This is a genomic window from Pedobacter sp. Leaf216 (assembly GCF_001421515.1).
Classification (GTDB): Bacteria; Bacteroidota; Bacteroidia; order Sphingobacteriales; family Sphingobacteriaceae; genus Pedobacter.
Map to the genome: position 1 here is coordinate 136,045 of NZ_LMKM01000034.1, position 22,572 is coordinate 158,616.

The 22,572-nt window shown below is 37.6% G+C and carries 22 protein-coding genes and 1 tRNA gene; 10 read left to right on the plus strand and 13 right to left on the minus strand.

The genetic code is table 11. The features are described from left to right. Window positions 1-293: 293 nt before the first annotated feature. The 4 genes from ASE74_RS20340 to ASE74_RS20355 form a co-directional block, all read right to left on the minus strand. Entirely contained in the window at window positions 294-1,289 is a 996-nt protein-coding gene (locus ASE74_RS20340) for an LLM class flavin-dependent oxidoreductase (RefSeq protein WP_055913162.1), read from the minus strand. A 79-nt stretch (window positions 1,290-1,368) separates the two neighbouring features. Beyond that, window positions 1,369-2,055, minus strand: coding sequence for a bifunctional 2-polyprenyl-6-hydroxyphenol methylase/3-demethylubiquinol 3-O-methyltransferase UbiG (locus tag ASE74_RS20345; RefSeq protein ID WP_055913165.1), 687 nt, complete (start codon window positions 2,053-2,055; stop codon window positions 1,369-1,371). A gap of 198 nt (window positions 2,056-2,253) precedes the next feature. Next, on the minus strand, window positions 2,254-3,654 hold the full coding sequence (locus ASE74_RS20350; protein ID WP_055913168.1) for an MBL fold metallo-hydrolase RNA specificity domain-containing protein: 1,401 nt from the start codon (window positions 3,652-3,654) through the stop codon (window positions 2,254-2,256). 62 nt (window positions 3,655-3,716) lie between these two features. Then, on the minus strand, window positions 3,717-3,944 hold the full coding sequence (locus ASE74_RS20355) for a YtxH domain-containing protein (protein WP_055913171.1): 228 nt from the start codon (window positions 3,942-3,944) through the stop codon (window positions 3,717-3,719). 80 nt (window positions 3,945-4,024) lie between these two features. Between ASE74_RS20355 and ASE74_RS20360 the strand changes: the two genes are divergently transcribed. Beyond that, entirely contained in the window at window positions 4,025-4,648 is a 624-nt protein-coding gene (locus tag ASE74_RS20360) for an HAD family hydrolase (RefSeq protein ID WP_055913174.1), read from the plus strand. Between the two features lie 196 nt (window positions 4,649-4,844). Here ASE74_RS20360 and ASE74_RS20365 read toward each other — a convergent pair whose 3' ends face one another. After that, window positions 4,845-6,632, minus strand: coding sequence for a DUF6600 domain-containing protein (locus ASE74_RS20365; RefSeq protein ID WP_055913177.1), 1,788 nt, complete (start codon window positions 6,630-6,632; stop codon window positions 4,845-4,847). Between the two features lie 278 nt (window positions 6,633-6,910). Between ASE74_RS20365 and ASE74_RS20370 the strand changes: the two genes are divergently transcribed. The 3 genes from ASE74_RS20370 (at window position 6,911) to ASE74_RS20380 (ending at window position 9,114) form a co-directional block, all read left to right on the plus strand. Beyond that, window positions 6,911-7,612 (plus strand): SAM-dependent methyltransferase, encoded by a 702-nt coding sequence (locus ASE74_RS20370; RefSeq protein ID WP_055913180.1) that lies wholly within the window; start codon window positions 6,911-6,913, stop codon window positions 7,610-7,612. A 178-nt stretch (window positions 7,613-7,790) separates the two neighbouring features. After that, on the plus strand, window positions 7,791-7,970 hold the full coding sequence (locus ASE74_RS20375; RefSeq protein ID WP_055913183.1) for a hypothetical protein: 180 nt from the start codon (window positions 7,791-7,793) through the stop codon (window positions 7,968-7,970). A 373-nt stretch (window positions 7,971-8,343) separates the two neighbouring features. Beyond that, window positions 8,344-9,114, plus strand: a complete 771-nt coding sequence (locus ASE74_RS20380) for a M57 family metalloprotease (RefSeq protein WP_055913186.1) — start codon at window positions 8,344-8,346, stop codon at window positions 9,112-9,114. Window positions 9,115-9,195: 81 nt separating this feature from the next. Here ASE74_RS20380 and ASE74_RS20385 read toward each other — a convergent pair whose 3' ends face one another. The 5 genes from ASE74_RS20385 to ASE74_RS20405 form a co-directional block, all read right to left on the minus strand. Next, the gene (locus ASE74_RS20385; RefSeq protein WP_055913189.1) at window positions 9,196-9,867 is read right to left on the minus strand and encodes a hypothetical protein; all 672 of its coding nucleotides are present in this window, start codon (window positions 9,865-9,867) and stop codon (window positions 9,196-9,198) included. Window positions 9,868-9,958: 91 nt separating this feature from the next. Further along, window positions 9,959-12,094 (minus strand): S9 family peptidase, encoded by a 2,136-nt coding sequence (locus ASE74_RS20390; protein ID WP_055913192.1) that lies wholly within the window; start codon window positions 12,092-12,094, stop codon window positions 9,959-9,961. Window positions 12,095-12,367: 273 nt separating this feature from the next. Next, window positions 12,368-12,455, minus strand: a tRNA-Ser gene (locus ASE74_RS20395). Between the two features lie 130 nt (window positions 12,456-12,585). Continuing rightward, window positions 12,586-14,016 (minus strand): pyruvate kinase, encoded by a 1,431-nt coding sequence (pyk, locus tag ASE74_RS20400; protein WP_055913195.1) that lies wholly within the window; start codon window positions 14,014-14,016, stop codon window positions 12,586-12,588. Between the two features lie 149 nt (window positions 14,017-14,165). Further along, window positions 14,166-14,585, minus strand: coding sequence for an IPExxxVDY family protein (locus ASE74_RS20405; RefSeq protein WP_055913198.1), 420 nt, complete (start codon window positions 14,583-14,585; stop codon window positions 14,166-14,168). Window positions 14,586-14,743: 158 nt separating this feature from the next. Between ASE74_RS20405 and ASE74_RS20410 the strand changes: the two genes are divergently transcribed. The 3 genes from ASE74_RS20410 (at window position 14,744) to rnc (ending at window position 17,078) form a co-directional block, all read left to right on the plus strand. Continuing rightward, the gene (locus tag ASE74_RS20410; RefSeq protein WP_008508386.1) at window positions 14,744-14,980 is read left to right on the plus strand and encodes an acyl carrier protein; all 237 of its coding nucleotides are present in this window, start codon (window positions 14,744-14,746) and stop codon (window positions 14,978-14,980) included. Between the two features lie 21 nt (window positions 14,981-15,001). Then, window positions 15,002-16,255, plus strand: a complete 1,254-nt coding sequence (gene fabF / locus ASE74_RS20415) for a beta-ketoacyl-ACP synthase II (RefSeq protein WP_055913201.1) — start codon at window positions 15,002-15,004, stop codon at window positions 16,253-16,255. Between the two features lie 94 nt (window positions 16,256-16,349). After that, window positions 16,350-17,078, plus strand: coding sequence for a ribonuclease III (gene rnc / locus ASE74_RS20420; RefSeq protein ID WP_055913205.1), 729 nt, complete (start codon window positions 16,350-16,352; stop codon window positions 17,076-17,078). Between the two features lie 194 nt (window positions 17,079-17,272). Here the strand turns inward: rnc and ASE74_RS20425 are convergent, their stop codons facing one another. From ASE74_RS20425 to ASE74_RS20435, 3 genes are read right to left on the minus strand one after another with little or no spacing between them, the layout of a single operon-like run. Continuing rightward, a complete protein-coding gene (locus ASE74_RS20425; RefSeq protein WP_082458873.1) occupies window positions 17,273-17,983 on the minus strand; it encodes a hypothetical protein in 711 nt (236 codons plus the stop codon). 7 nt (window positions 17,984-17,990) lie between these two features. Further along, window positions 17,991-18,707 carry a hypothetical protein gene (locus tag ASE74_RS20430; protein ID WP_055913211.1) on the minus strand — a complete coding sequence of 239 codons (717 nt, stop codon included), beginning with the start codon at window positions 18,705-18,707 and terminating at the stop codon, window positions 17,991-17,993. Window positions 18,708-18,713: 6 nt separating this feature from the next. Next, window positions 18,714-19,427: a hypothetical protein gene (locus ASE74_RS20435; RefSeq protein ID WP_055913214.1), complete on the minus strand. Its 714-nt coding sequence runs from the start codon at window positions 19,425-19,427 to the stop codon at window positions 18,714-18,716. Window positions 19,428-19,801: 374 nt separating this feature from the next. On the opposite strand from ASE74_RS20435, the gene ASE74_RS20440 reads away from it, so the two are divergent. The 3 genes from ASE74_RS20440 (at window position 19,802) to ASE74_RS20450 (ending at window position 22,547) form a co-directional block, all read left to right on the plus strand. Beyond that, entirely contained in the window at window positions 19,802-20,431 is a 630-nt protein-coding gene (locus ASE74_RS20440) for a glycosyl hydrolase family 18 protein (protein ID WP_055913217.1), read from the plus strand. Beyond that, window positions 20,383-21,333 (plus strand): hypothetical protein, encoded by a 951-nt coding sequence (locus ASE74_RS20445; protein WP_235526179.1) that lies wholly within the window; start codon window positions 20,383-20,385, stop codon window positions 21,331-21,333. The genes ASE74_RS20440 and ASE74_RS20445 overlap by 49 nt, the downstream gene beginning before the upstream one ends. A gap of 350 nt (window positions 21,334-21,683) precedes the next feature. After that, on the plus strand, window positions 21,684-22,547 hold the full coding sequence (locus ASE74_RS20450) for a YicC/YloC family endoribonuclease (protein WP_055913223.1): 864 nt from the start codon (window positions 21,684-21,686) through the stop codon (window positions 22,545-22,547). The last annotated feature ends 25 nt before the right edge of the window (window positions 22,548-22,572 follow it).

A 22,572-nucleotide genomic window follows, 5' to 3' on the forward strand; every position in this document is an offset into this window, starting at 1 on the left:
ATTCTTTGATTATTAAATATGGTTTGTTAAAACAAAAGCCAGGGTATTAACGCGTTATTCTGAGAAGTAGTTTATTGCAATAAAGATCTCCGTGGTCTGTGTCTCCACAGACCACAAAATTTCACATTCTTTGATTATTAAATATGGTTTATTAAAAAAAAAGCTTAGGCACTAGTGCGTTATTCCGAGAAGTAGATTATCGCAATAAAGATCTCCTTGGTCTGTGTCTCCACAGACCACATAATCTTCTCTTTTTGGTTGGTTAAAACAAAAGCCTAGGCACTAAGGCGTTTTTACTGAAATAAATCTGCCAAAAGCTCATATGATTTTACCCTATCCTCAAAATGTTCGGTAATGGTAACAGCCATCAGTTCGTTCACATCATATTCAACTGCCAGTTGAGTAAGCCGCTCTTTAATTACTTCGGGTGTACCGTAAATCATCCGCTGCTTATTGGCATTAATGCGTTCCTGCTCTGCCGCATTATAACTTACCGCTTTAATATCATCCCAGCCAACTGCAGGCAATCCTTTACCTTTCTCAAGCTGCAAAAACCGGTAACCCATTAAGGCTTCCTGTTGTTTTACCTTTTCTTCATCATCTGAACAAAAAACATGAAGTGCCACATTTTCTACAGGCTGGGCAAGATCAACTGAGGGCTTAAAGTGCTCACGATAATATTGAACAGCCTGAGGCCCGCCATTTGGATTAATAAAATGCGCAAAAGAGAAACCCATTCCAAAATGTGCAGAAAACAATGCGCTTTGGCCGCTACTGCTCAGCAGCCATTGTGTAGGCACAGTTTCTGAAATTGGTATGGCTTTTATCCTGGCCTGAATGCCACCGTCTGATGTATCGTGTAAATAATGTTGCAATTCGCGCAGTTGCTCTACAAAATCCTGTTCGCTCCAATTGTTTGATGGATTAAGCATTGAGGCCGTAATCCGGTCGGTACCGGGTGCTCTGCCCATTCCCAAATCAATCCGGTTGGGATGCATTACCTCCAACAATCGGAAACTTTCTGCAACTTTTAATGCACTGTGGTTAGGCAGCATAATGCCTCCCGAACCAATTCTTAAAGTTTTAGTATGGTTGGCCAAATGGGCAATTAAAATTTCGGGAGTAGAACCAGCTAAGCTGGTGCTGTTATGGTGTTCGGAAACCCAAAAACGATGATATCCCAACCGTTCAGTTTCTTGTGCAAGAATAGTGGTTTCTTCAATCGCCCTCCGGGCATTTACGCCTTTACGTACAGGAGATTGATCTAGAACGCTCAATTTAATTTTCATATTGTTCATATGCTTATTAAACAAAGCTAAAAGGCTGTTGATTTAAAATATAATCATGAAAAGCTTTATGACTTTTAAATTATTGCGCCAAAGTCAATTTTACCAAATACTGATCTTCTCCATCATCAAAAATCATTTCTGTATCCCATCCAGTTTCTTTGGCAATACGTTTAATGGTTTCTTCATCAACATAAACCCAGTTAAACCAATTTCCTTTTTCTCCTTTATATTCATATTGGTAGGATACCTCCCCGTAATATTGGTTTTGAGGCTTCGGCACATCTTCGTACAAATAAGCAATATCTGAAGAATCAAAAATTACTTGTCCGCCAGGTGTGATAAGATCCTTCAATTTGATCAAAAAAGCTTTAAAACCAGGTAATGTTCCGGTAAGGCCGATACCGTTCATTAACATAATAATGGTATCGAATTTTTCATAATAGGCAAAAACATCCTGAAGTAGTGCTTTTTTTACGCCACGATCTTTCATGATGTTTACAGCGGCTTCTGAGATATCAATGGCGGTAACATCAATGTTAAAAGCCTGCAAAAGTAAGGCATGACTACCAACCCCGGCACCAATATCCAACACTTTCCCATGGCACATGTGTAAAGCCTGAAGCTCTAAAACAGGCATATCTTCATCATCACGAAAGAAAAATTCCAATGGCATTTCCTCCGGTTCGCCATAAGAATTGTGCAACCAAAGTGTATCTGCTTCGCCAGTTCTGTAAATATCTGTTAACGCCTTACCAAAAACATCCATAAGGCAAAGATAGGAGGAAAGCTTAAAACATTGAGAAAAATCGTTAGCTCCGTAGTTTTAACATACCATTAATTTCGCGCATCACTGTTGGTTGGGTTTTGTAATTATGAACATAAATGGAAACCTGTATTTTAGATTTCTCACTCGCTATACTCGGTTTAAAGTGGCCATCCAACAAATTCAATTAACTACCTTAAACTATTCAATTTCAAATACCTGATGATATTCCGGTATGGCAACATGTTTAAAGCCTTTATCTTTTAACCTGCTTGCAAAATGCTGTTGTACTTCATATTCGCCATGTACCAAAAACAGCTGTTTTACTTTGGCTGGGTCTTGACAAGATAAAAAGTGCAGCAAATCTTCGTAATCGCCATGTGCACTCATCGATTTTATTGAGCGGACCTCCGCTTTTACATCAAGTTCTTCTTTAAAAATTTCAACCACTTTTTGCCCGGCAATTAATTTACCACCAAGCGAATTGGGTTCACAGTATCCAACCATTAAAATGGTATTTTTCTGATTCCCGATATTGTTTCTGATGTGATGTTTTACTCGACCTGCTTCTGCCATTCCCGATGCAGAAATAATTACACAGGGCCGCGGATCATCATTTAATGCTTTAGATTCCTCAACGCTTTCGATAAAACGCAAGCCTTTAAAAGCAAATACATCATGATCGATTTTTAAAGTATCTTTTACTCCATTGTTGTATACTTCAGGATGTTTTTTTAGAATTTCTGTCGCCTTTGAAGATAGTGGACTATCCACACAATAAGGAATATCAGGCAATTTGCCTTTTAATTCTAAACCGTTTAAAGCATAAAGTAACTCTTGTGTACGGCCAACAGCAAAAGCTGGGATGATTACTTTGCCTTTTTTTACTTTACAGGTATTGGTGATAATTTCCAAAAGAAGATCTTCTATCGGATCGAGATCTTTATGCAACGAATCGCCATAGGTAGATTCCATTAAAATATAATCAGCCTGATCAAACTGTTGCGGACTTTTTAAAAGTAAATCGCCATAACGGCCAACATCTCCAGAAAATGTGATCCGTATTGGTTTTCCGTCTTCTGAAATAGTAAGATGAACCGCAGCACTACCCAAAATATGGCCAGCATCGGTAAACTTTAAGCGGATTCCTGATTCGATCTCAAAATCTTGTTCATAGTCCACAATTTTCATCAAACCAACTGTTTTTGTAACGTCATCATCAGTGTAAAGTGCCTCTTCCATTTCTTCACCTTTGTGTAGATGGCGGTTGGAGAACTCAGCATCCTGCATCTGTATTTTTGCAGAATCCATCATTAAGATACGGGCAAGATCCATGGTTGCGGCAGTACAGAAAATTTTTCCTTCAAAACCATCAGCAACCAATTTTGGCAATAAACCACAATGGTCTATATGTGCATGGGATAAAACTACGTAGGTAACTTTTTTGGGATCGAAGCCGAAAAAATCATTTAATTTATCGGTAACTCGGCCCATTCCTTGAAATAAGCCACAGTCTAATAAAATTTGAGTGCCGTTTTTTATGGTAATGAGGTGCTTACTTCCCGTAACAGTTCGGGCTGCACCATGAAAAGCGATGTTCATTTAAAAATGGTTAGAATATTATTAGAATAAAAATGCCGGATATTTCCGGCATTTCCAATTCTTTAAGCGTTTATATCTGCTATTTTATCTTTCACCTTATCTGCAACTCCTGTAGCTTTATCCGCCAAGCCTGCTAATTTATCTTTAGAAGCATCTAATAAATCGGCAAAGAAATCAGATACTTTACCTTTTAAATCACTTGTCGAATCTGAAGATAACGCCAATGCGATTGTTGCACCAAGTGCTGCTCCAGCCAGTACGCCTACTATAATTTTTGTTTCCTTTGTCATAACTTTAAGTCTTTAAATAATTAAACATTAATTCGCACTTGTTGTTTTGGTTTTATTACAACATAAATCATTCCATTTACATGAAGCACATATTTTTTATCGATCTGGACAATACCATTTACTTTACCAAACCGAATGAGGCGCAATTAATGGGCGAATTGTACCATTTTTTAGAGAATTTAGATTTAGGAATCAGTGATGAAGAGTTTCAACTCGCAAAAAAAGAGATGTTAAGAACACCATTTCAAAAAGTTGCCAAAAAATATAAGTTTAAAGAAGAAGTAATGCCTGATATACTTGCTTTCTTACAAAGCAGAGAAGTTACACAACCTTTAAAACCAAGTGATGATTACCATTATATTAAAAGCCTTAAAGGGAAAAAATTTATTGTAACCGCTGGTTTTGAGAAACAGCAAAAATCAAAAGTGAAGATGCTCGGCATTGCCAACGATTTTGAAAAGGTGCATGTTGTAGATGTTTCAACTACTAATAAAAAGGAAGCCTTTAAATTATTAATTGAACAATATAACCTGAATACAGACGATATTTTAATTATAGGTGATGATGCGGAATCTGAAATTAAATTTGGATTGGAGCTGGGTATAAGCACCTTTCTATTGGATCCTGAAAACCTCCATCCAGAAGCCGGGAGCACTTTCCGAGGAACAGATTTAAGTAATCTTCATGCCGCGGCAGGTCAGTAATTTAGTTTTTTTGCTTTGAAGATTTGTTAAAAACATTACAGTTAGAAAGACATAGCTATATGCAATTTTCAATCCCCAAGCAATTTTCATTTCTAACGGAGCGCAAAGTAGCCAAAACGATTTCTCCATTTTAGGCTTCAAAAAGACAAATATTTTTTAAATAAAAAAGTCCCGATTTTCATCGGGACTTTTTTATTTATCCTCTGCCTCCTCTTGATGGCCTTCCACTTTCACCACCGCCTCTTTGTTGTTGCGGTGCTTCTCTTCTTTGTTCCTGTCTTTGTTGTTGTTGTTGCTGCTGTTGCTGTGCTCTTTGTTGTTGTACTTGAGCATCGCGTTGAGCACGCTCTTGTTGTTGTTGTTGTTGCGCCTGTTGAGCACGTTGCTGTTGAGCCTGGGCATCACGCTGAGCCCTTTCCTGCTGTTGCGCTTGCGCCTGTTGAGCACGTTGCTGCTGCATTTGCTCATTGCGTTGCTGTTGCACCTGGGCATCACGTTGTGCACGCTCTTGTTGTTGTGCCTGGGCTTGTTGTGTACGTTGCTGTTGCATTTGCTCATTACGTTGCTGTTGCACCTGGGCATCACGCTGCGCACGCTCTTGTTGTTGCCCCTGAGCCTGCTGAGCACGTTGCTGTTGCATTTGCTCATTACGTTGCTGCTGCACCTGGGCATCACGTTGCGTTCTTTCTTGTTGTTGCCCCTGAGCCTGCTGTGCACGTTGCTGTTGCATTTGCTCATTGCGTTGTGCTCTTTGTTGATCCATTTGAGCCGCACGTTGCTGTTGATCTACCTGACCGCGTTGCTGGCCTTGAACATCGCGTTGCGCACGTTGCTGATCCTGACTCATACGGTCTTGCTGTGCACGCTGTTGTCTCATCTGGTCAAATCTTTGCTGATCCTGGCCACGGTTTACATTTTCCTGTCCGTTTCTTCCGTCAACACCATTTGGATTGTTACGGCTAATACGTCCATTTGCATCCCTATTGTAAGCCTCACCTCTGTTATTTGGCTGATTATTGTTATCTCTTCCTCCATTGCCATTGCCGCGATCGGGTTGCGTACTGCGGTTATCTCTTGATCCAAAACGGTTATCATTATTATTGGGATTCCCGCCCCTTTGATCGCGATTGGTATAACCTTCATTTCTGCCGCCTCTGCTAAAACCTGCATTACCTTGTTCAAATTTTCTAGGTGCTGCACTGCGGTTATCAGCATTACGCTCAGGCCTTGGTCTGTAAATAGATACTTCCCTGCTGTTAATTCTGCTGGCTCCTGGTCTTGATCCTTGTGCGTATCTGTAAACGGTTACATCTCTATTGGTTGCACGTCTGATGTCTTCAATCCTTGGTCCGCCATAATAATTCCTTCTGTTATATACATAAGTATTATTGATGATTGTGGTATTGCGGATATATACATTATTTCTTCCATAATCATACCTAGGGAATGTATTGATGTAAATGTTGCGCTGCGGAATAAAATTCCAGCAAAATTCTGGTACTGAATAACGACGGCCAAAACTCAGGTTAATGCTGATACTTGGGGCCATAGGTGCCCATCCATAATAACCATCGCCACTTCTCCAATCAACCCATGCTGGCCCCCAATTGGTATCAGGTAACCAAATCCATTGCCTGTAGCTGTTAATTACCCAACGGCCGTAGTGGAAAGGTGCCCATCCCCAATCGTAGTTGGAAACCCAGGTATTACCGTATTCGGTCATCGCCCACCGTCCGTTGGTATAATACGGTCTGAATTCGTTCTGATCTACATCAGGGCGCCAAACATATCCGTATTGAGGATCCTGAATCCACGTGCCATAAGGAGAGAGTTCATCATAAAAAGTTTGTAAAGAAACATTGCCAGTGCTATAACCATCATCCTGGTAATCGTTTTGATAGTCTTGTGCCCTGACAAGGGTTGTGGTTCCGGCAAGGAGCGCAAAGAGCCCCAGCACAAGTGCCGTAGATTTCAGTGTTTTCATTTGTGTGTTTATTTTAATAACCTAATGTGTGTGTATCAATTAGAGAACCAAAATTATAGAAGGTTTAATATGCATGCATAGTTTTTGCATTTTCATCCAAATATTGCCCTGCAAGGCATATTTAACTTATATTTAACGTTTTAAGCCAAGTTTAATTGTGCAGAAAATTAGTCAGTTAGAAATAAAATTTGCTACATTTTTATTTATAAAAGAGATTATATTGCCATTGTAGTAAACTTTAAAACTTAAATTCTATTTATTGTAAGTATTTTTGTACCATGCAAAAAGGCACTTTATACCTTATTCCCGTACCATTGGCAGAAGAGGTAGCACACAAAACATTTACCCCTTATTTGGTTGATACCATTAATCAGATTGATACCTACATTGTAGAAAACAGTAAAACAGCCCGTCGCTTTTTAAAAGAAGCGGGTTTAAAAACGCCACAGAAAGATTTAATTGTACATGATTATGGTAAACATAACCGTACAGATCTGGGTCAGTTTTTTGTTGAGCTTGCCGCCGGAAAAGATGTAGGGCTTATGAGTGAAGCAGGCTGCCCTGGCATTGCCGATCCTGGTGCCGATATTGTTGCTGAAGCACATAAACGTGGCATTAAGGTTGTGCCATTGGTAGGCCCAAGTTCGATATTACTGGCTTTAATGGCTTCAGGTTTTAATGGGCAAAGTTTTGCTTTTTGGGGTTATTTACCTATTGATAAAGAACAACGTACCAAAAGAATCAAAGATCTGGATTTATCTGCCAGCCGATATAAGCAAACACAGATTTTTATCGAAACACCTTTCCGCAACAACCAGCTTTTTGAAGAAGTACTGAAAAGCTGCAAACCCAATACACAGGTTTGTGTGGCCAGTAACCTTACTGCTGAAGATGAATTTATAAAAACCCAGAGTGTTTACAACTGGCGCAAAGAGGAAATTGATCTTCATAAAAAGCCTACTATATTTTTGTTGTATTAAGGCAAAATCGTTATACAAACTGTAGCGTAGTGGAATGGGGAGATCTATTTATTTAGATTGCGCTACTCCGTTGCACTTCGCTTTAATGACGAGCAAATTCAAAAAATTAAAACATATTTAGCATTACATTGGTTGTTATTACAGCGCTCCGCATTATTGTTCACTAAATTTTACAGTTATGAAAAATACGAGCACACCAAAAAACAATCCAACCGTTCAGGGAAGTTCAATAGCCGATAGGGCTAACCACGACTTTAAAACTGATAAAAAAATGCAGGGGATCACAAATGGCGGCGGCCAACGGTCTGATCAAACATCAAATAAAGACAATCAAAGAAAATACGATAACAAGAAATAATCTATTTTAATATCAATTATTTTTCAAGTTATTTTAGGCTTGTCGGGCGGTATTAATAAATACCATACCGACAAGCCTTTTTTCATTTATAATACTTATCTATTTCCTAAAGATTACCTGTCGATACCTCAGGCCAGCTTTATGTTTTATCCCATATACATTTAAAATAAATCTCCACAATGCTTAGCATAATTAAACATTCTTAAACAACAAAATTGGTTTCGTGTAAATTTTAATATATAATAATGTATTTAAACTAATACATATTGATTTAATTTAGTTTTCGTGTAAAAATCAGATAAACGGATATTGGATTGTAACATCTTACATTACATTTGTTTCATCAGCTATTAGGACTAACTAACTTAAACTTATGAAAAACAAACTAAAAATGACCGCAGTTATTGCGATGGTGGCATTGATCATTGCTGCTTGTAAAAAAAATCCAGAAACGACTACAGCACCACAAGAAACGGTAAAAAACTCAGACAGGGTACTACAATACATTAAAAATCTTGGCTTTCCGGAAACCAGTATTATAGATAAAGGCTCGTTTTATCTTGTTGAAGAAGATATATCATTTTCTAAAGACATGAAAGTACCTTCAAACGCAGGTGTAGGTACGGAGCAGTATTATTCAGGATCTATTGTGAACAGCACCAATAAGCTGAATATAAGGGTTTTTGTTGATCCTTCGATGACATCAATGTTAAGCGAAATTAACAATGCACTTGCTCAATGGAATGCTGTACCAAATTCTACCTTGCGACTGAACGTTGTAACTACCGCACCTTATGATATACTCATTAAAAACGAAGTTTTGGAGAGTACTCCCGGTTCAGTAGTATGTGGTATGGGTGAATTACCTGTTGATGGAAAAGCCGGACCGTTAATTAGAATCAACAAAAATGCAATTGCAAGTAATTCATTTGCGCAACGTGCCAGAACAATTTGTCACGAATTTGGCCATAACATATCACTTCGCCATACCAACTGGTCTTCAAGAGGCGAAAACCCTGCTGGTGTACCTGTACCAGGCGTATCAGGAACTGATGCTTCATCACTAATGAATGGCGGGCAATGCGGTAGTGGAGCAAGCGTACTATCTACAAAAGATAAAAATGCAATAGCCGCTTTATATTAAAAAACCTAAAATAATCAACTAACCTAAACCAAGTGCCTAATCTGCTGATTAAGATAAGCTCAGGAACTATTACTCCTGGGCTTATTCTTTAGCAAGGGCAATAATATCCTTTCCTTCTAAAATTCTCCTTTGGTTGTTATGACTTAAGGTATTAATCATCGCCTGGCCAAGCTCAGCCATGGTACAAAACCCATCTGGATAAACAGCCCGCCCTAAAGGAAACATCCAATTGATATATTTATAAAACTTATGGGCATATTTTTGATTTGGCAAAGGTTTAATAAAACCGGGCCTGAAATTGTACACCTGCTCAAAAGGCAATGCCATTAAATCATTCTCTGTTTTTCCTTTTACCTGTGCCCATTTTAATCTTCCGTTTGCGTTGGTTCCACCTCCGGATACGTAACAAAAAGTCATACCTTCATTGAGCCTGCTCAGTGTTTTAGCAACATGCATCGTTAAAATATAAGTCATTTTAAAATAGGTATCATTATCTACGCCTACTGATGTAATTCCTAAGCAGAAAAAGCATGCATTGTAACCCGAAAGCTCATTCTCAATCGCTGAAAATTCAAAAAAATCAGAATGGATAATCTCCTTTAATTTTGGATGTACATAACCACATGGTTTGCGGTTTACTACCAAAATGGAATCAATTTCAGGATTTTCCAAGCATTTCATTAATACACCTTCGCCAACCATTCCGGTTGTACCGGTTATAATTACGTTATTTTGACCTCTTGTTTTTCCCATGAAATTGTTTTTTGAAATTAAACTGTTAAAATACCCGCATTGTTTAATACAAGATACAAAAAGAGCAACCTGTTAAAGTTGCTCTTAAAAATTATCTTGCTGTTGGGCCTTTCATCTGGTAATCTTTAGGTGGTTCGGCACCTAAAAGATGTTGTACAAAATAATCCCAACGGCGGCGCATCATATAAGGTGAATAAGCTCCATAACCATGCGCACTATTTGGAAATATAACCAGATCGAAAGATTTATTTGCCTTTTCCAATGCCTCTACAACCAATAAAGTATTGTAAGGTGGCACGTTATCGTCCATCATACCATGCACAAGCATTAGCTTTCCTTTCAGGTATTTAGCATAATTCTGATTGGCCTGTGCTTCGTAATCAGCATTTTCTATTAAACCATTGTAACGTTCGCCCCAATCGTCCTCGTAGTTTCTATTGTCATGGTTTCCAGATTCAGCAATTCCTACTTTAAAGAAATCCGGATAACGGAACATTGCCGTAGCAGTAGCAAAGCCACCACCCGAATGGCCCCATATGCCAACTTTAGTGGTATCAATTGGATATTTAGCCGCAAGCTGTTTGATTGCCGAAATCTGATCAGGCAATGTGTTTTCGGCCATATTGCCATAGCTCATATCATGAAAACTTTTAGAACGGTCTGGATTACTGGTACCTTCAATTACCACCACAATAAAGCCGAGTTCGGCTAAAGCCTGATTATCGCCTCTTGAAGCTGAAAAAGCCCAGCTACCTACGCTGCCACCCTGTGGCCCTGGATAAATATAATCGATAACCGGATATTTCTGATTGGCATCCATTTTAGTTGGCGTAAAAACCAACCCGTAAATATCAGTTTTACCATCTTTTGCCTTAACTGAAACCGGAGTTGGGGCTTTCCAGCCTGTAGCGGCAAGTCTGGTAACATCTGCTTTTTCTAATTCTGTAATTAGTTTTCCATCCAAACTTTTAAATAAGGTAACATTTGGTACGTTTGGCTGTGAATAGCTGTCGATAAAATATTTTTCTGATGGAGAGAATGAAACGATATGATTTCCGGTTTCTGGTGTTAAATCGGTAAGCTTTTTGCCATCAAAGCCAATTTTGTAAAAATGGCCAAAATATGGATTTATTTTATCCTGACCGTTTGCAATAAAATAAAGTGTACGCGTTTTTTCATCCACTTTAAGCAATCGGGTAATTACAAAATCACCTTTGGTGATTTGATTTTTTACTTTACCATTTGTGGCATCATACAGATAAAGGTGACCCCAATTATCCCTTTCCGAATACCAGATAATCTCCTTTGAAGCAGGAAGATAACGCCAGTTGATTGCACCCTGACCCGATTCGAACTGTGTTTTTACGGTTTCTTCAAAAACCTCTCTAACAGCACCTGTAGTTGCGTTTGCAATACGGAATTTTTCATTTTTATGGTCTCTTGAAGTCGATACGAAAGCAACTTCTGATCCATCTGCCTTCCAGTCGATATCATCAAAAGTACCACTGCTCGAAATATCATCGCTAAGCGTAGCACGATGCTGATCTGCAGGGATGTTAAGTGAAACCACTTTAGGGTTTTCTACATCAACAACCACTCTACGGATGGTTGCAATCTGCTTATCGCCAGGTAATGGATATTTCCAGGCTTTTAACACAGGTGCACCAACATTGGTGGTTACCAGATACATATCAGATGAATTGCGTTGATCTTGTTGAAAAGTGGCTATTTTTTTTGAATCAGGAGACCAGCGCAAAATTGGGGCATCGCTATGTTTCCAACCTGCATTATCAGTAGCATAACCATAATCTTTAACGCCATCGGTTGTTAATTGCGTTAATTTTCCTGAAGCTATATCTTTAACAAATAGGTTATAATCTTTAATTAATATGGATTTTTTCCCGTCGGGAGATACAACCTCATTGCGGCCTCCACCTCTACGGAATGGCATTGCACCGCCTTTATATTCGGTAGTTAAGGTTTTGCTTTTCTTTACCGGATCTACTAAAAAAGTTTGTTCTGTACCATCGGTTTTAGTGCTATACCAAAATTTATCACCATCCAACCAATTTGGCTGTACACTTGCGTGATCGATGTATTTTGCCGTATTATAAGCCATAAAACTTTCGGCCCTTTCGTAATCTTTTACTGTTAGGGCTTTCTGCTGCGCATTTGCGGTAATGGCCAAAGCACAGGCCGTTACGGTAAGCCAATATTTATTTATCATGTTAGTTAATCTTGCGATAAAAATAATACTGTTTTAGGAAATGACAGGTATTAATCGTGATACAAATTAGGCATAAGGTGCAGAGGAGCATACTAGGAACCAAACAAATTAATTCGGGCTTTCTCACAATTAACTTAAAACCAATGCAATTTTATTTACCTTAAAGAATACGATGTGATGTTGCAGGTATGGAAAACTATTTACCATTTCAGATCACAAAAAAGCCCGATAAGCATTTAACTTACCGGGATTTTGATAGGATTTTAACCATTTTGGCGGAGAGGGCGGGATTCGAACCCGCGGTACCTTGCAGTACACACGCTTTCCAAGCGTGCTCGATCGACCACTCTGACACCTCTCCGAATGGATTGCAAAAATATATTTTTTGTTGATAATCAACGTTAAAAAGATCAATAAAAAGTGTAAAATAGCAAGTAAAAAAAATGCTTCCCAGTTTTAGGAAGCATTTATATTTCGACGGTTGTTTTTAATTAGTCAACAACTGTAATTTTTAACATATTGGTTTTACCTTTTGCTTCCATCGGGATAGCAGCTGTATTGATGATGATATCGCCTTGTTTAACCAGTTTTTTGCTCTTCAAGAATTCATTCACCTCAATGATGGTGTTATCGGTACTTTCCCACTTATCGTAGAAGAAACCCCTTACGCCCCAAAGTAAGCTCACTGCATTTAATAAAGCCCTGTTGCTGGTAAAAATAAAGGTTAAAGCTTCTGGGCGGTGACTTGAAATTTCGAAAGCAGTGTACCCGCTTAAAGTCATCGAAACAATACCTACTGCATTGGTTTGTTTAGCTAAGAAACAAGCTGAATCACAAATTGCATCACTTAAGAAAGATGGCGATTTTGGTTTTAAAAACTTATCAGGATTGAACGGATAGTTGTTCTGCTCAATGTTTTGAATAATTTTTTGCATGGTTTCGATTACGATCAATGGAAATTCTCCAACCGAAGTTTCTCCACTTAACATCACAGCATCAGCACCATCCAAAACAGAGTTAGCCACATCATTCACCTCAGCACGTGTTGGGCGAGGTGTAGTGATCATACTTTCTAACATTTGTGTTGCTACAATCACTGGTTTAGAAGCTGCTCTACATTTCGCAACAATCATTTTCTGTAACAATGGAACTTCTTCCATCGGACATTCAACACCTAAATCGCCACGGGCAACCATAATACCGTCTGTAACTGCAATAATCTCATCGATATTTGCAATGGCTTCCGGTTTTTCAATTTTAGCAATTACACGGGCAGTTTTACCGCGTTCGGCAATTATTTTTTTAAGTTCGATGATATCTTCTGCCTTACGTACGAAAGATAAGCCGATCCATTCTACATCATTTTCAAGAACAAATTCTAAATTTTCACGGTCTTCAGGCGTTAATGAAGGGATAGAAACTTTAGTATTTGGAAGGTTTACACCTTTTCTTGAAGTTAAAATACCACCGTGAACAATCTCGCAAACCACCTCATCTTTTAAATTGGTAGAAATTACTTTCATTTGCAGTTTACCATCATCCAAAAGGATAATTTCGCCTGCCTGAACATCCTGAGGGAAGTTTTGATAAGTAATGTAAATGCGTTCTTCGTTACCAATGCATTCGCTGGTGGTAATTACAGTGGTTTTGCCATTAATCAGGTTAATACCACCTTCTTTTACTAAACCAATACGAATTTTTGGTCCTTGTAAATCGGCAAGGATACCCACATTATAATCGTATTTTTTGTTTAAATCGCGGATGGTATCCAAAACCGCCTGGTGATCTGCTTGTGATCCGTGCGAAAAGTTTAGGCGGCAAACATCTAAACCTGCATTAAACATACTATATAATACATCTGGTTTTGCTGACGCAGGCCCAAGCGTGGCAACAATTTTAGTTCTCGAATGAAAAGGTTTCATTTAATTAATTGATTTTAGCAATGCAGTTTAAGAAAGCATAATTATTATCTAAAATAATCAAACTGCATTAAATTTTATATATTTTGTTCTTTTGTTCTTTGTTTGTAACCGTCAAATATAGTGTATTTAATACACCAAGTATATAATTTTTATATTACCAAATTCTCCTTACTCTTTAACTTAGTCGGATCAATCTTCGCAGCCACCTGTATATCAGGCAGTTTATTCAATCCGTTGATCAGATAATCCAAATCTTCCTTATCAATAAATTCTTTAATTATGATAAAAAAATCTACTTTGTTCATCTCCGGAATTAAGAAACCATCGCTGCTTTTATTGCAAATTAAGTAGTATTCTACCTCTCCCTGCTCTACAAAAAAGTAATATTTAGAGAACGACCAGGCAGGTTCATCGATATTAAAAAATATTTCGTGGTCGTCTATTTTCTCAAATTGTGTATTTAATCGGGTATTAATTTTGTGGCAAAGCACATAGTCTTTTAAGGGTGCTGTGATCGCAATCAGTATAAAATCAAGGTCTAAGGTAAGTTTTAGGTAAGTTCTATTCAAAGCGAAATAAATTATTTACAGAACGAAATTAAAAAACTAATTCTATATTCGCTGTGTTATTGAGATACCAAAATTACGTATCGAAATAAAAACATTTGAAAATTGTAAGAATTTATTTTTCTTTGCACAGAATTATTTAACCATTAAATTATAAAATTATGTCTGATATTGCTTCAAGAGTTAAGGCTATTATCGTAGAAAAACTAGGTGTTGACGAAAGCGAAGTTACGCCAGAGGCTTCATTCACCAACGATTTAGGTGCAGATTCTTTAGATACCGTAGAGTTGATTATGGAATTTGAAAAAGAATTCAATGTAGCTATTCCTGATGATCAGGCTGAAACCATCGGTACAGTTGGTCAAGCGATTGCTTATTTGGAAAAAAACGTTAAATAGAATTACGCTTTTTCAGTATAAATGGAATTAAAAAGAGTAGTAGTAACAGGGTTGGGTGCGCTCACTCCTATAGGCAATAATGTTCCCGATTTTTGGGAAGGATTGACTAACGGGGTGAGTGGCGCTGCTCCTATTAAGGGTTTTGACACTGAAAAGTTTAAAACCAAATTCGCTTGTGAGGTAAAAAACTTTAATCCTGAAGATTTTTTGGAGAAAAAGGAAGCCCGCAAGCTTGATCCGTTTGTACAATATGCTCTTGTAGCAACAGATGAGGCTGTGAAGGATGGTGGTTTTGATTTTGAAAAATTAGATACTAACCGGATCGGAGTTATCTGGGGCGCAGGCATAGGTGGATTGAAAACTTTCCTTGATGAAATTTCGAATTTCGCCAAAGGAGATGGTACGCCAAGATACAATCCATTTTTTATTCCTAAAATGATTATTGATATCGCTCCTGGGCATATCTCAATCAAATATGGCTTACGTGGGCCAAATTTTGCAACTGTTTCGGCATGTGCTTCCTCTACTAACGCAATGATTGATGCATTTAACTATATCCGTTTGGGTATGGCCGATGTAATCATCAGCGGTGGTTCAGAAGCCATTATCAATGAAGCAGGTATGGGTGGTTTTAACGCCATGCATGCATTATCAACACGAAACGAAGATCCGGCAACAGCATCACGTCCTTTTGATAAAGACCGTGATGGATTTGTAGCTGGTGAAGGTGCAGGAACCATTATTTTAGAAGAACTTGAACATGCAAAGGCAAGAGGTGCAAAAATTTATGCAGAGCTTGTTGGCGGTGGAATGAGTGCTGATGCTAATCACATTACTGCACCACATCCTGAAGGTTTGGGCGCTAGAATGGTAATGACAAATGCACTAAAAGATGCTGGTTTAACAACTGCTGATATAGATTATATCAATGTGCATGGTACTTCTACACCACTTGGTGATATTAGTGAAACCAAAGCCATTGGTACATTGTTTGGTGAAGATGCTTACCGTTTAAACATCAGTTCTACCAAATCGATGACTGGCCACCTTTTAGGTGCAGCCGGGGCTATTGAAGCTATTGCAGCAATTCTTTCTGTTAAAAATGATATTGTTCCTCCAACAATCAATCACTTTACAGATGATCCTGCGTTTGACCCTAAATTGAACTTTACTTTTAATAAAGCGCAAAAACGTACTGTTAGAGCTGCTTTGAGTAATACGTTCGGTTTTGGTGGCCATAATGCTTCTGTTATTTTTAAGAAATTCGAAGATTAATTAAAACAGCCCTGCTATATAATTTTGTATGCTAATTAAAAATAGATAACTTAGTTAAATATGCTAATTAGCCGTTAATTGTGTTATTTATTTAATGCCGATATTAAAATTATATAAACTTTATCTTTCTCCTCAAAAGGAGTTTGTTAAAAAGCTGAAAAACATTTTAGGTTTTGTTCCGGGCAATGTTACGCTTTATCAAATGGCGTTCAGGCATCGCTCTGTAGCAAAGGTTTTAAAAAATGGCAGCAGAAGTAGCAACGAACGCTTAGAATTTTTAGGCGACGCTGTTTTAGGTTCAGTAATTGCAGAATTGCTTTTTAAACATTATCCCTACAAAGAAGAAGGTTTCTTAACCGAAATGCGCTCAAAAATTGTAAATAGGGCTAATTTAAACCAATTGGCTAAAAAAATTGGTTTTGATAAGCTTATCCAGTTCGATCAGCGTTCGGTAAGTATACAAACCAAACACAATTCGATGTTGGGCGATGCTTTTGAAGCCATTGTAGGTGCCATTTATATGGATAAGGGTTATAACTTTACCAAAGAGTTTTTGCTCCGCAGAATTGTAAAACCACATATCGACATCCATACCCTGGAGCTTACAGAAACCAATTTTAAGAGTAAACTTATTGAGTGGTGCCAACGCCATGGTAAAGATGTGATGTTCGAACTGGCTGAAAATGGCGAAGGTGAAAGTGCCAAACTATTTACCATTAGCGCCGTAGTTGAAGGTGAAAAAGTGGGCACCGGAAGAGATTACAACAAGAAAAATGCAGAAAAATTAGCGGCAGAAAAAGCCTGCGAAGCGTTGAGTATTTAAATTTATTGTTTAGCAATCATTGGTTCATAGCATGAATTATAAAATGAGCTAATCAGAAACGTTAAAAATCCACACGCAAGCTTGTTTCTTTACTCCATGTGATCAGATTTTACAGCTTTAAATAAAAGCTTCAGATTTCATGCTGTACCAAATACGCTCTACTCCTAACTCACAACTCCCTACTCCCAACTAAATTACTTCCCCTTCCCAAGCGTATCCGTAAATTTTTTCGACGATTCTTTAATGTATTTAATGTAATCGTAGCTGTTCCAGTATTGGGCTTTATCAAACTCCGGGCGACAGTTTAGCATGTATTTTTCCAGGGTATCACCTCTTAAGTCGGTATTGCTTTTAATGATGCTCTGGTTGAAATATACATCAATCTGCGACTGTTTAATTTCGTTATCAGCGTACCGGCCAAACCTTCGGGCATTTTTTGGGTCAGTACCAAGTAAATTATACAATGCATTCAGCGGGCTAAATATTGCTGATAAAACTGTTGTTTTGCCTCCGTTGTATACGCCCTTATTTTTAAACTCCCTTTTAATTTCATTAAGATCCTGTTGTTTGGTATTGCCCCTAATGGTTACATCATCCAATGTTGTGCTTCCACGAACCAAATAAATTACTAAATCTTTCTCACTGTTTACCACAACACGCTGGTCGATCAAATCCCTTTTAATAACGAGAAGCGTATCACCAATTTTTGCTTTAAGTTGAAACATACCAATATCATTACTACCCACACCGATTCCGGTACGCAGATTTGTAATTTCTGATAGGGCAATTCTGATATTTGAGCCTTTTTCGATTACAACGCCTTTCACAATAAAATCCTGGGCCTGTGTAACGAAGCAGATTGAGGTTAGAACGAATAGTATGATGGCAAATTTGAAGTTTTTCATTATGTAATTAATTATTGTGTTTCAAAGTATCGGTATATTTCTTAGCCGATTCTTTGATGTATTTAACAGCATCATAGTTATTCCAGTTAAGGGTTGTGCTGCGTGTTGGGTAATAATCGAGCAAAAATTTATCAAGCTCTTTTCCTGTTAAAGTTGTATTTTTTGCGACTAAGGTTTTATTAAAAAACTTATCCACCTCAATCAAACTCAATTCCTTTTTATAATAACGGTTAAAGTTACGTGCCCTCGCCGGTGTTTTACCAAAAAGCTCATAAAAAAATGTTAATGGGCTACCACCAAAAGGACTCAGCAAAAGTAACGGTGGTTTTCCTTCAAAAAACGAACCATTCCTTTTAAAATCTCTTTTTATACCTTCCATCTCTTGCTTTTTAGTTTGTCCTTTAACTGTTACCTCCTCTAGCATCGTACTTTCCCTAACCAGATAGATTACCAGATCATCGTCTGTTTTAACCACTATTTTTTGATCAGTCAGATTTCTTTTTTGGATCAACAGGGTATCACCGTTCCGGGCATTTAACTGAAACATTCCGATATCGTTACTCGTTGCCCCCATTTTACTGCGGATATTGGTAATAGCTGCAAAAGCTATCCGCACATTAGATCCTTTTTCTATCACCACACCTTTAAGTACAAAATTCTGTGCTTTTGCATTTAAGCTTATAACTAAGGTGATGAATAAAAGAATATTCTTAACATGCTTCATTGTGCGTTATAATGGCTTGGTTAAAGTATCTAGGTACTGCTTTGCTGATTTTTTAATATAGCCTACAGCGTCGTAGTTAGTCCAGTTTTTAATCTGTTTATATTTCGGCCTGTAATCCAACATAAACTTATCCATCTGCTTACCCGTAAATGTTGTATTATTTTTAACAATCCTGACGTTAAAAAACCGGTCTATTTCCAATTCCTTCGTTTCATTTTCATAATAACGGTCAAAACGTTTTGCATTTTTCCGCTCTGCGCTAAAAAGCTCCATTACAGCAGCCAAAGGATAGCGCATATAATATAGCGGATTTCGTTTTTTACCATAAAAATAAGTTTTCTTCTGGTGTGCTAACCTAATAGCTGACAAATTTTGTTGTTTGTTTTCTGCTCTAATTGTTACATCCTCCAATAACATATCAGCACGAACGAGGTTAATAACCAGATCCTGATCATTGGACACCACCACAATGATGTTGTTAAAATGCCTTTTTGTGATTACTAAGGTATCGCCAATTTTAGCTTTAATTGCGAAGAGGCCCATATCGTTACTACCTACTGCCTGCTTGTTGCTAATATTGGTAATAACGGCCAACGCAATGCGGAGCTGGGTTCCTTTTTCTATAATGACGCCTTTGGTTGAGGTATTTTGAGCGAGCGTTTTTTTAGGAAAAAAGAACAATAGTAATGAAAGTGATATTGTAGTTAAAAATGCTTTCATACCTGTGAGATATTTTTGTAAAATTAGCATTTGTTAACCTTGTAAACTGTTAAAGAAACGTTAATAACAATAAGAAAACAACCGGTAGATTTTATTTAGCACATGCTAGGATGATGCCTCTCCTTTGGGCAATTGAAATCCAATCCTCAATTTACTCCGGCTCTATTAAAACAGCATAGATCTTATAAAGGATGATCATTTTATTTAAGACAAGTTAATTTAAAACTAATTTAATGATCCCATTGAGTTCTATTATGAATTGTGTAGAAAACCTGAAATAATGGTATATATAGCATTTATAAAGAGGTTAAGTAAAAGGAATTGGCAAAAATGAAGTATTATTACTACATTTGAGTATACCTAATACTTAAAATATGAAGAACAAATCATTCACTACTAGCCACGCACTGGCTACAGAATTTACTTTATCCAAAAAAAAGGCGTTAATGGCCATAACTGTACTTCTCTCCATTTTTGCTTCCTGTAAAAAAGACAATTTGGAAACTTTAACGCCGGAAGGAACTTTAAAAATTCCGCAAAAACAGGCTGTTGTAAATACGAATACCAATCCAAGTTTAAATAAACCGATCACAATTGGCTATTATCCGAGTTGGAGCGAAGGGTGGCTCAATGAGGATGGGATAAGTCCGTTTACTTCATTGCCATCAAGTGTAACCCATGTTTTTTTTGCATTTGCAAAACCAAATCTTACTTATATTAAAGGTTCATATAATATTACTACTGTTAACACTGGATTGGAATGTTATTCAACTCCAGATCCTAAAGATGGTGGTTTAATGCTAAAACGTGCAGTTGGCATTTTAAAACAGAAGGGCATCAGCGTAATCCTTTCAATAGGTGGCGAAAGTTATTGGAATACTTCAGAAAACTTCGATAACATCAATTATCAGCACATTAAAGACCTTATTGACGATATTGGTTTTGCGGGAATTGATTGGGATTTGAACCAAATGCCAGCTTCAGCGAATCGGGCAATGCATTAAATGTTGGCAGATTAACTAAATACATTTCGGAATCAAGAAAACTGATGCCAAAATCGGAAGGTTATCTTATTACTACCGCTCCTGCAGGTGCTGGTGCTTTGGGTGGATTAAATAATGATGATCCTCAATCACCCTTCGCCTATGGCAAACGAAATGCGGTAACAAACGAGACAGATAATTTTCTGTACAGCTTTACTGATCCAACCAAAAGCATTAGTTTATTTGGATTCTCATCTACGGGCGCAATGATACCTGTAATGAAAGCTGTTGGTGATCAACTGGATATTATTGCTTATCAGGCTTACAATACAGGGGCAGCACCCAACCGAAACCTGATGTATGATTCTTATGCCTATTATGCCAACCAATACGGCTTTAAACTTGCACATGGCACGCACGTTCCAGGTGAGCCTTGGGGACCATATTTTGAACATACACCAGAATTTGTTGCCAATTTGGCTAAATATATTCACGATGGAGGCTCACAGAATAGGGCTGGCAAAAATGATGGGATAATGATCTGGAACTTATCTTTACTATCGAATAAAAACACGAACTATACCGGGGTTACTTATTTAAACATGGCAGGCAAAATTTTAAACGGGCAAACCAAAGAGGCTGCTCTTGCCAATGCTTTTGATTATAAAAACCAACCAACAACACCTATAAATCCGCCGGTTACACCACCTGTAATTCCACCAACTACAACGCCTACCAATCCACCAGGCGGCACAGGAGGCTGTGGCATAGCTGCGTATGATGCAACTAAATCTTACCCAACCGCTGGTACAAAAGTTTATTATAAAGGAAAAATTTACAAAAACAAGTGGTATGTAAACCCTAATCAAGTACCTGAAACAGAAGAATGGGGCCCTTGGGAATTTGTTGCAAATTGTAGCTAGGGCAATAGCTATTTTTTAACTACGCCAGTTGAACAGACTAGCCTCAACAGGCGATTGAAATAATTTACTTTCGATGGCAAAAAGGTAATCTAAGATTGGCACAAAAGTTTTAAAAAAAACAAGCGGTTACGAGTGCCAGTTAGGTTTCATAAACTGAAAAATAAGTTTAATTGGAATTTGTGAAAGTGAAAATAAATTCAATATTATTCAATAACCTGGGATGAAAAAATCATTCCAGGTTATTTTTTTTATTAAAATTTACTTTTGTGTATCAATATCCTTAGAAAACAGTAAACCATCATCCAAAAACTCTTCACTAATTTTTCTTACCTTTGCGCATGATAAAATCCATGACAGGATACGGCTTAGCAACAGCCGATTATGCAAATGCAAAGTATAGTGTCGAAATCAAATCGCTCAACAGCAAATTTCTTGAGCTGAATTTAAAATATCCTAAAGCTTTTTCTGATAAAGAACTGATCCTGCGCAACATCTGTAGTAAAGATATTGAACGCGGAAAGGTAAGTTTAAGCATCAATGTAGAACGTACCAATGGTGAAGTTACAGGTGCTACCATCAATACCGCATTATTAAGCCATTATTATAAGCAACTTATTGCAGTTAATAATGAATTGGGTGCTGAGAGCAGCAACTTGCTGCAAACTGCCTTAACTTTTCCCGATGTGATCAGCTACAAGGAAGAAAGTGTAAGTGAGGATGAATGGAACCACCTTTACCAGATTTTTACGGAGGCTTTGGCTAATTTTAATAAATTTAGAGAGGATGAAGGTGCTGTTTTAAAGGCCGATTTAACATTAAGGATCAAAAACATTCTTTCTTATTTCAAATCTGTAGAAGAATTGGAACCTAAAAGGATTTCTGCAATCCGCGATAAATTTACCCAATTTTTAGATGATGCCGTAGGTAAGGTAAATATCGACCAAAACCGCTTTGAGCAGGAACTGATCTATTATATTGATAAAATTGACATTACTGAAGAAAAAACACGGTTAAAAAGTCATTGTGATTATTTCTTGCAAACTTTGGCAAGCAAGGAAGCAAACGGAAAAAAAATGGGTTTTATTTCTCAGGAAATTGGAAGAGAAATTAATACCATGGGTGCCAAGGCTAACGATGCCCAGATGCAACAGTTTGTTGTGGGTATGAAAGAAGAATTAGAAAAAATAAAGGAACAATTATTGAACGTATTATAAGCGGAAAGACTAAAGACTAAGCAAA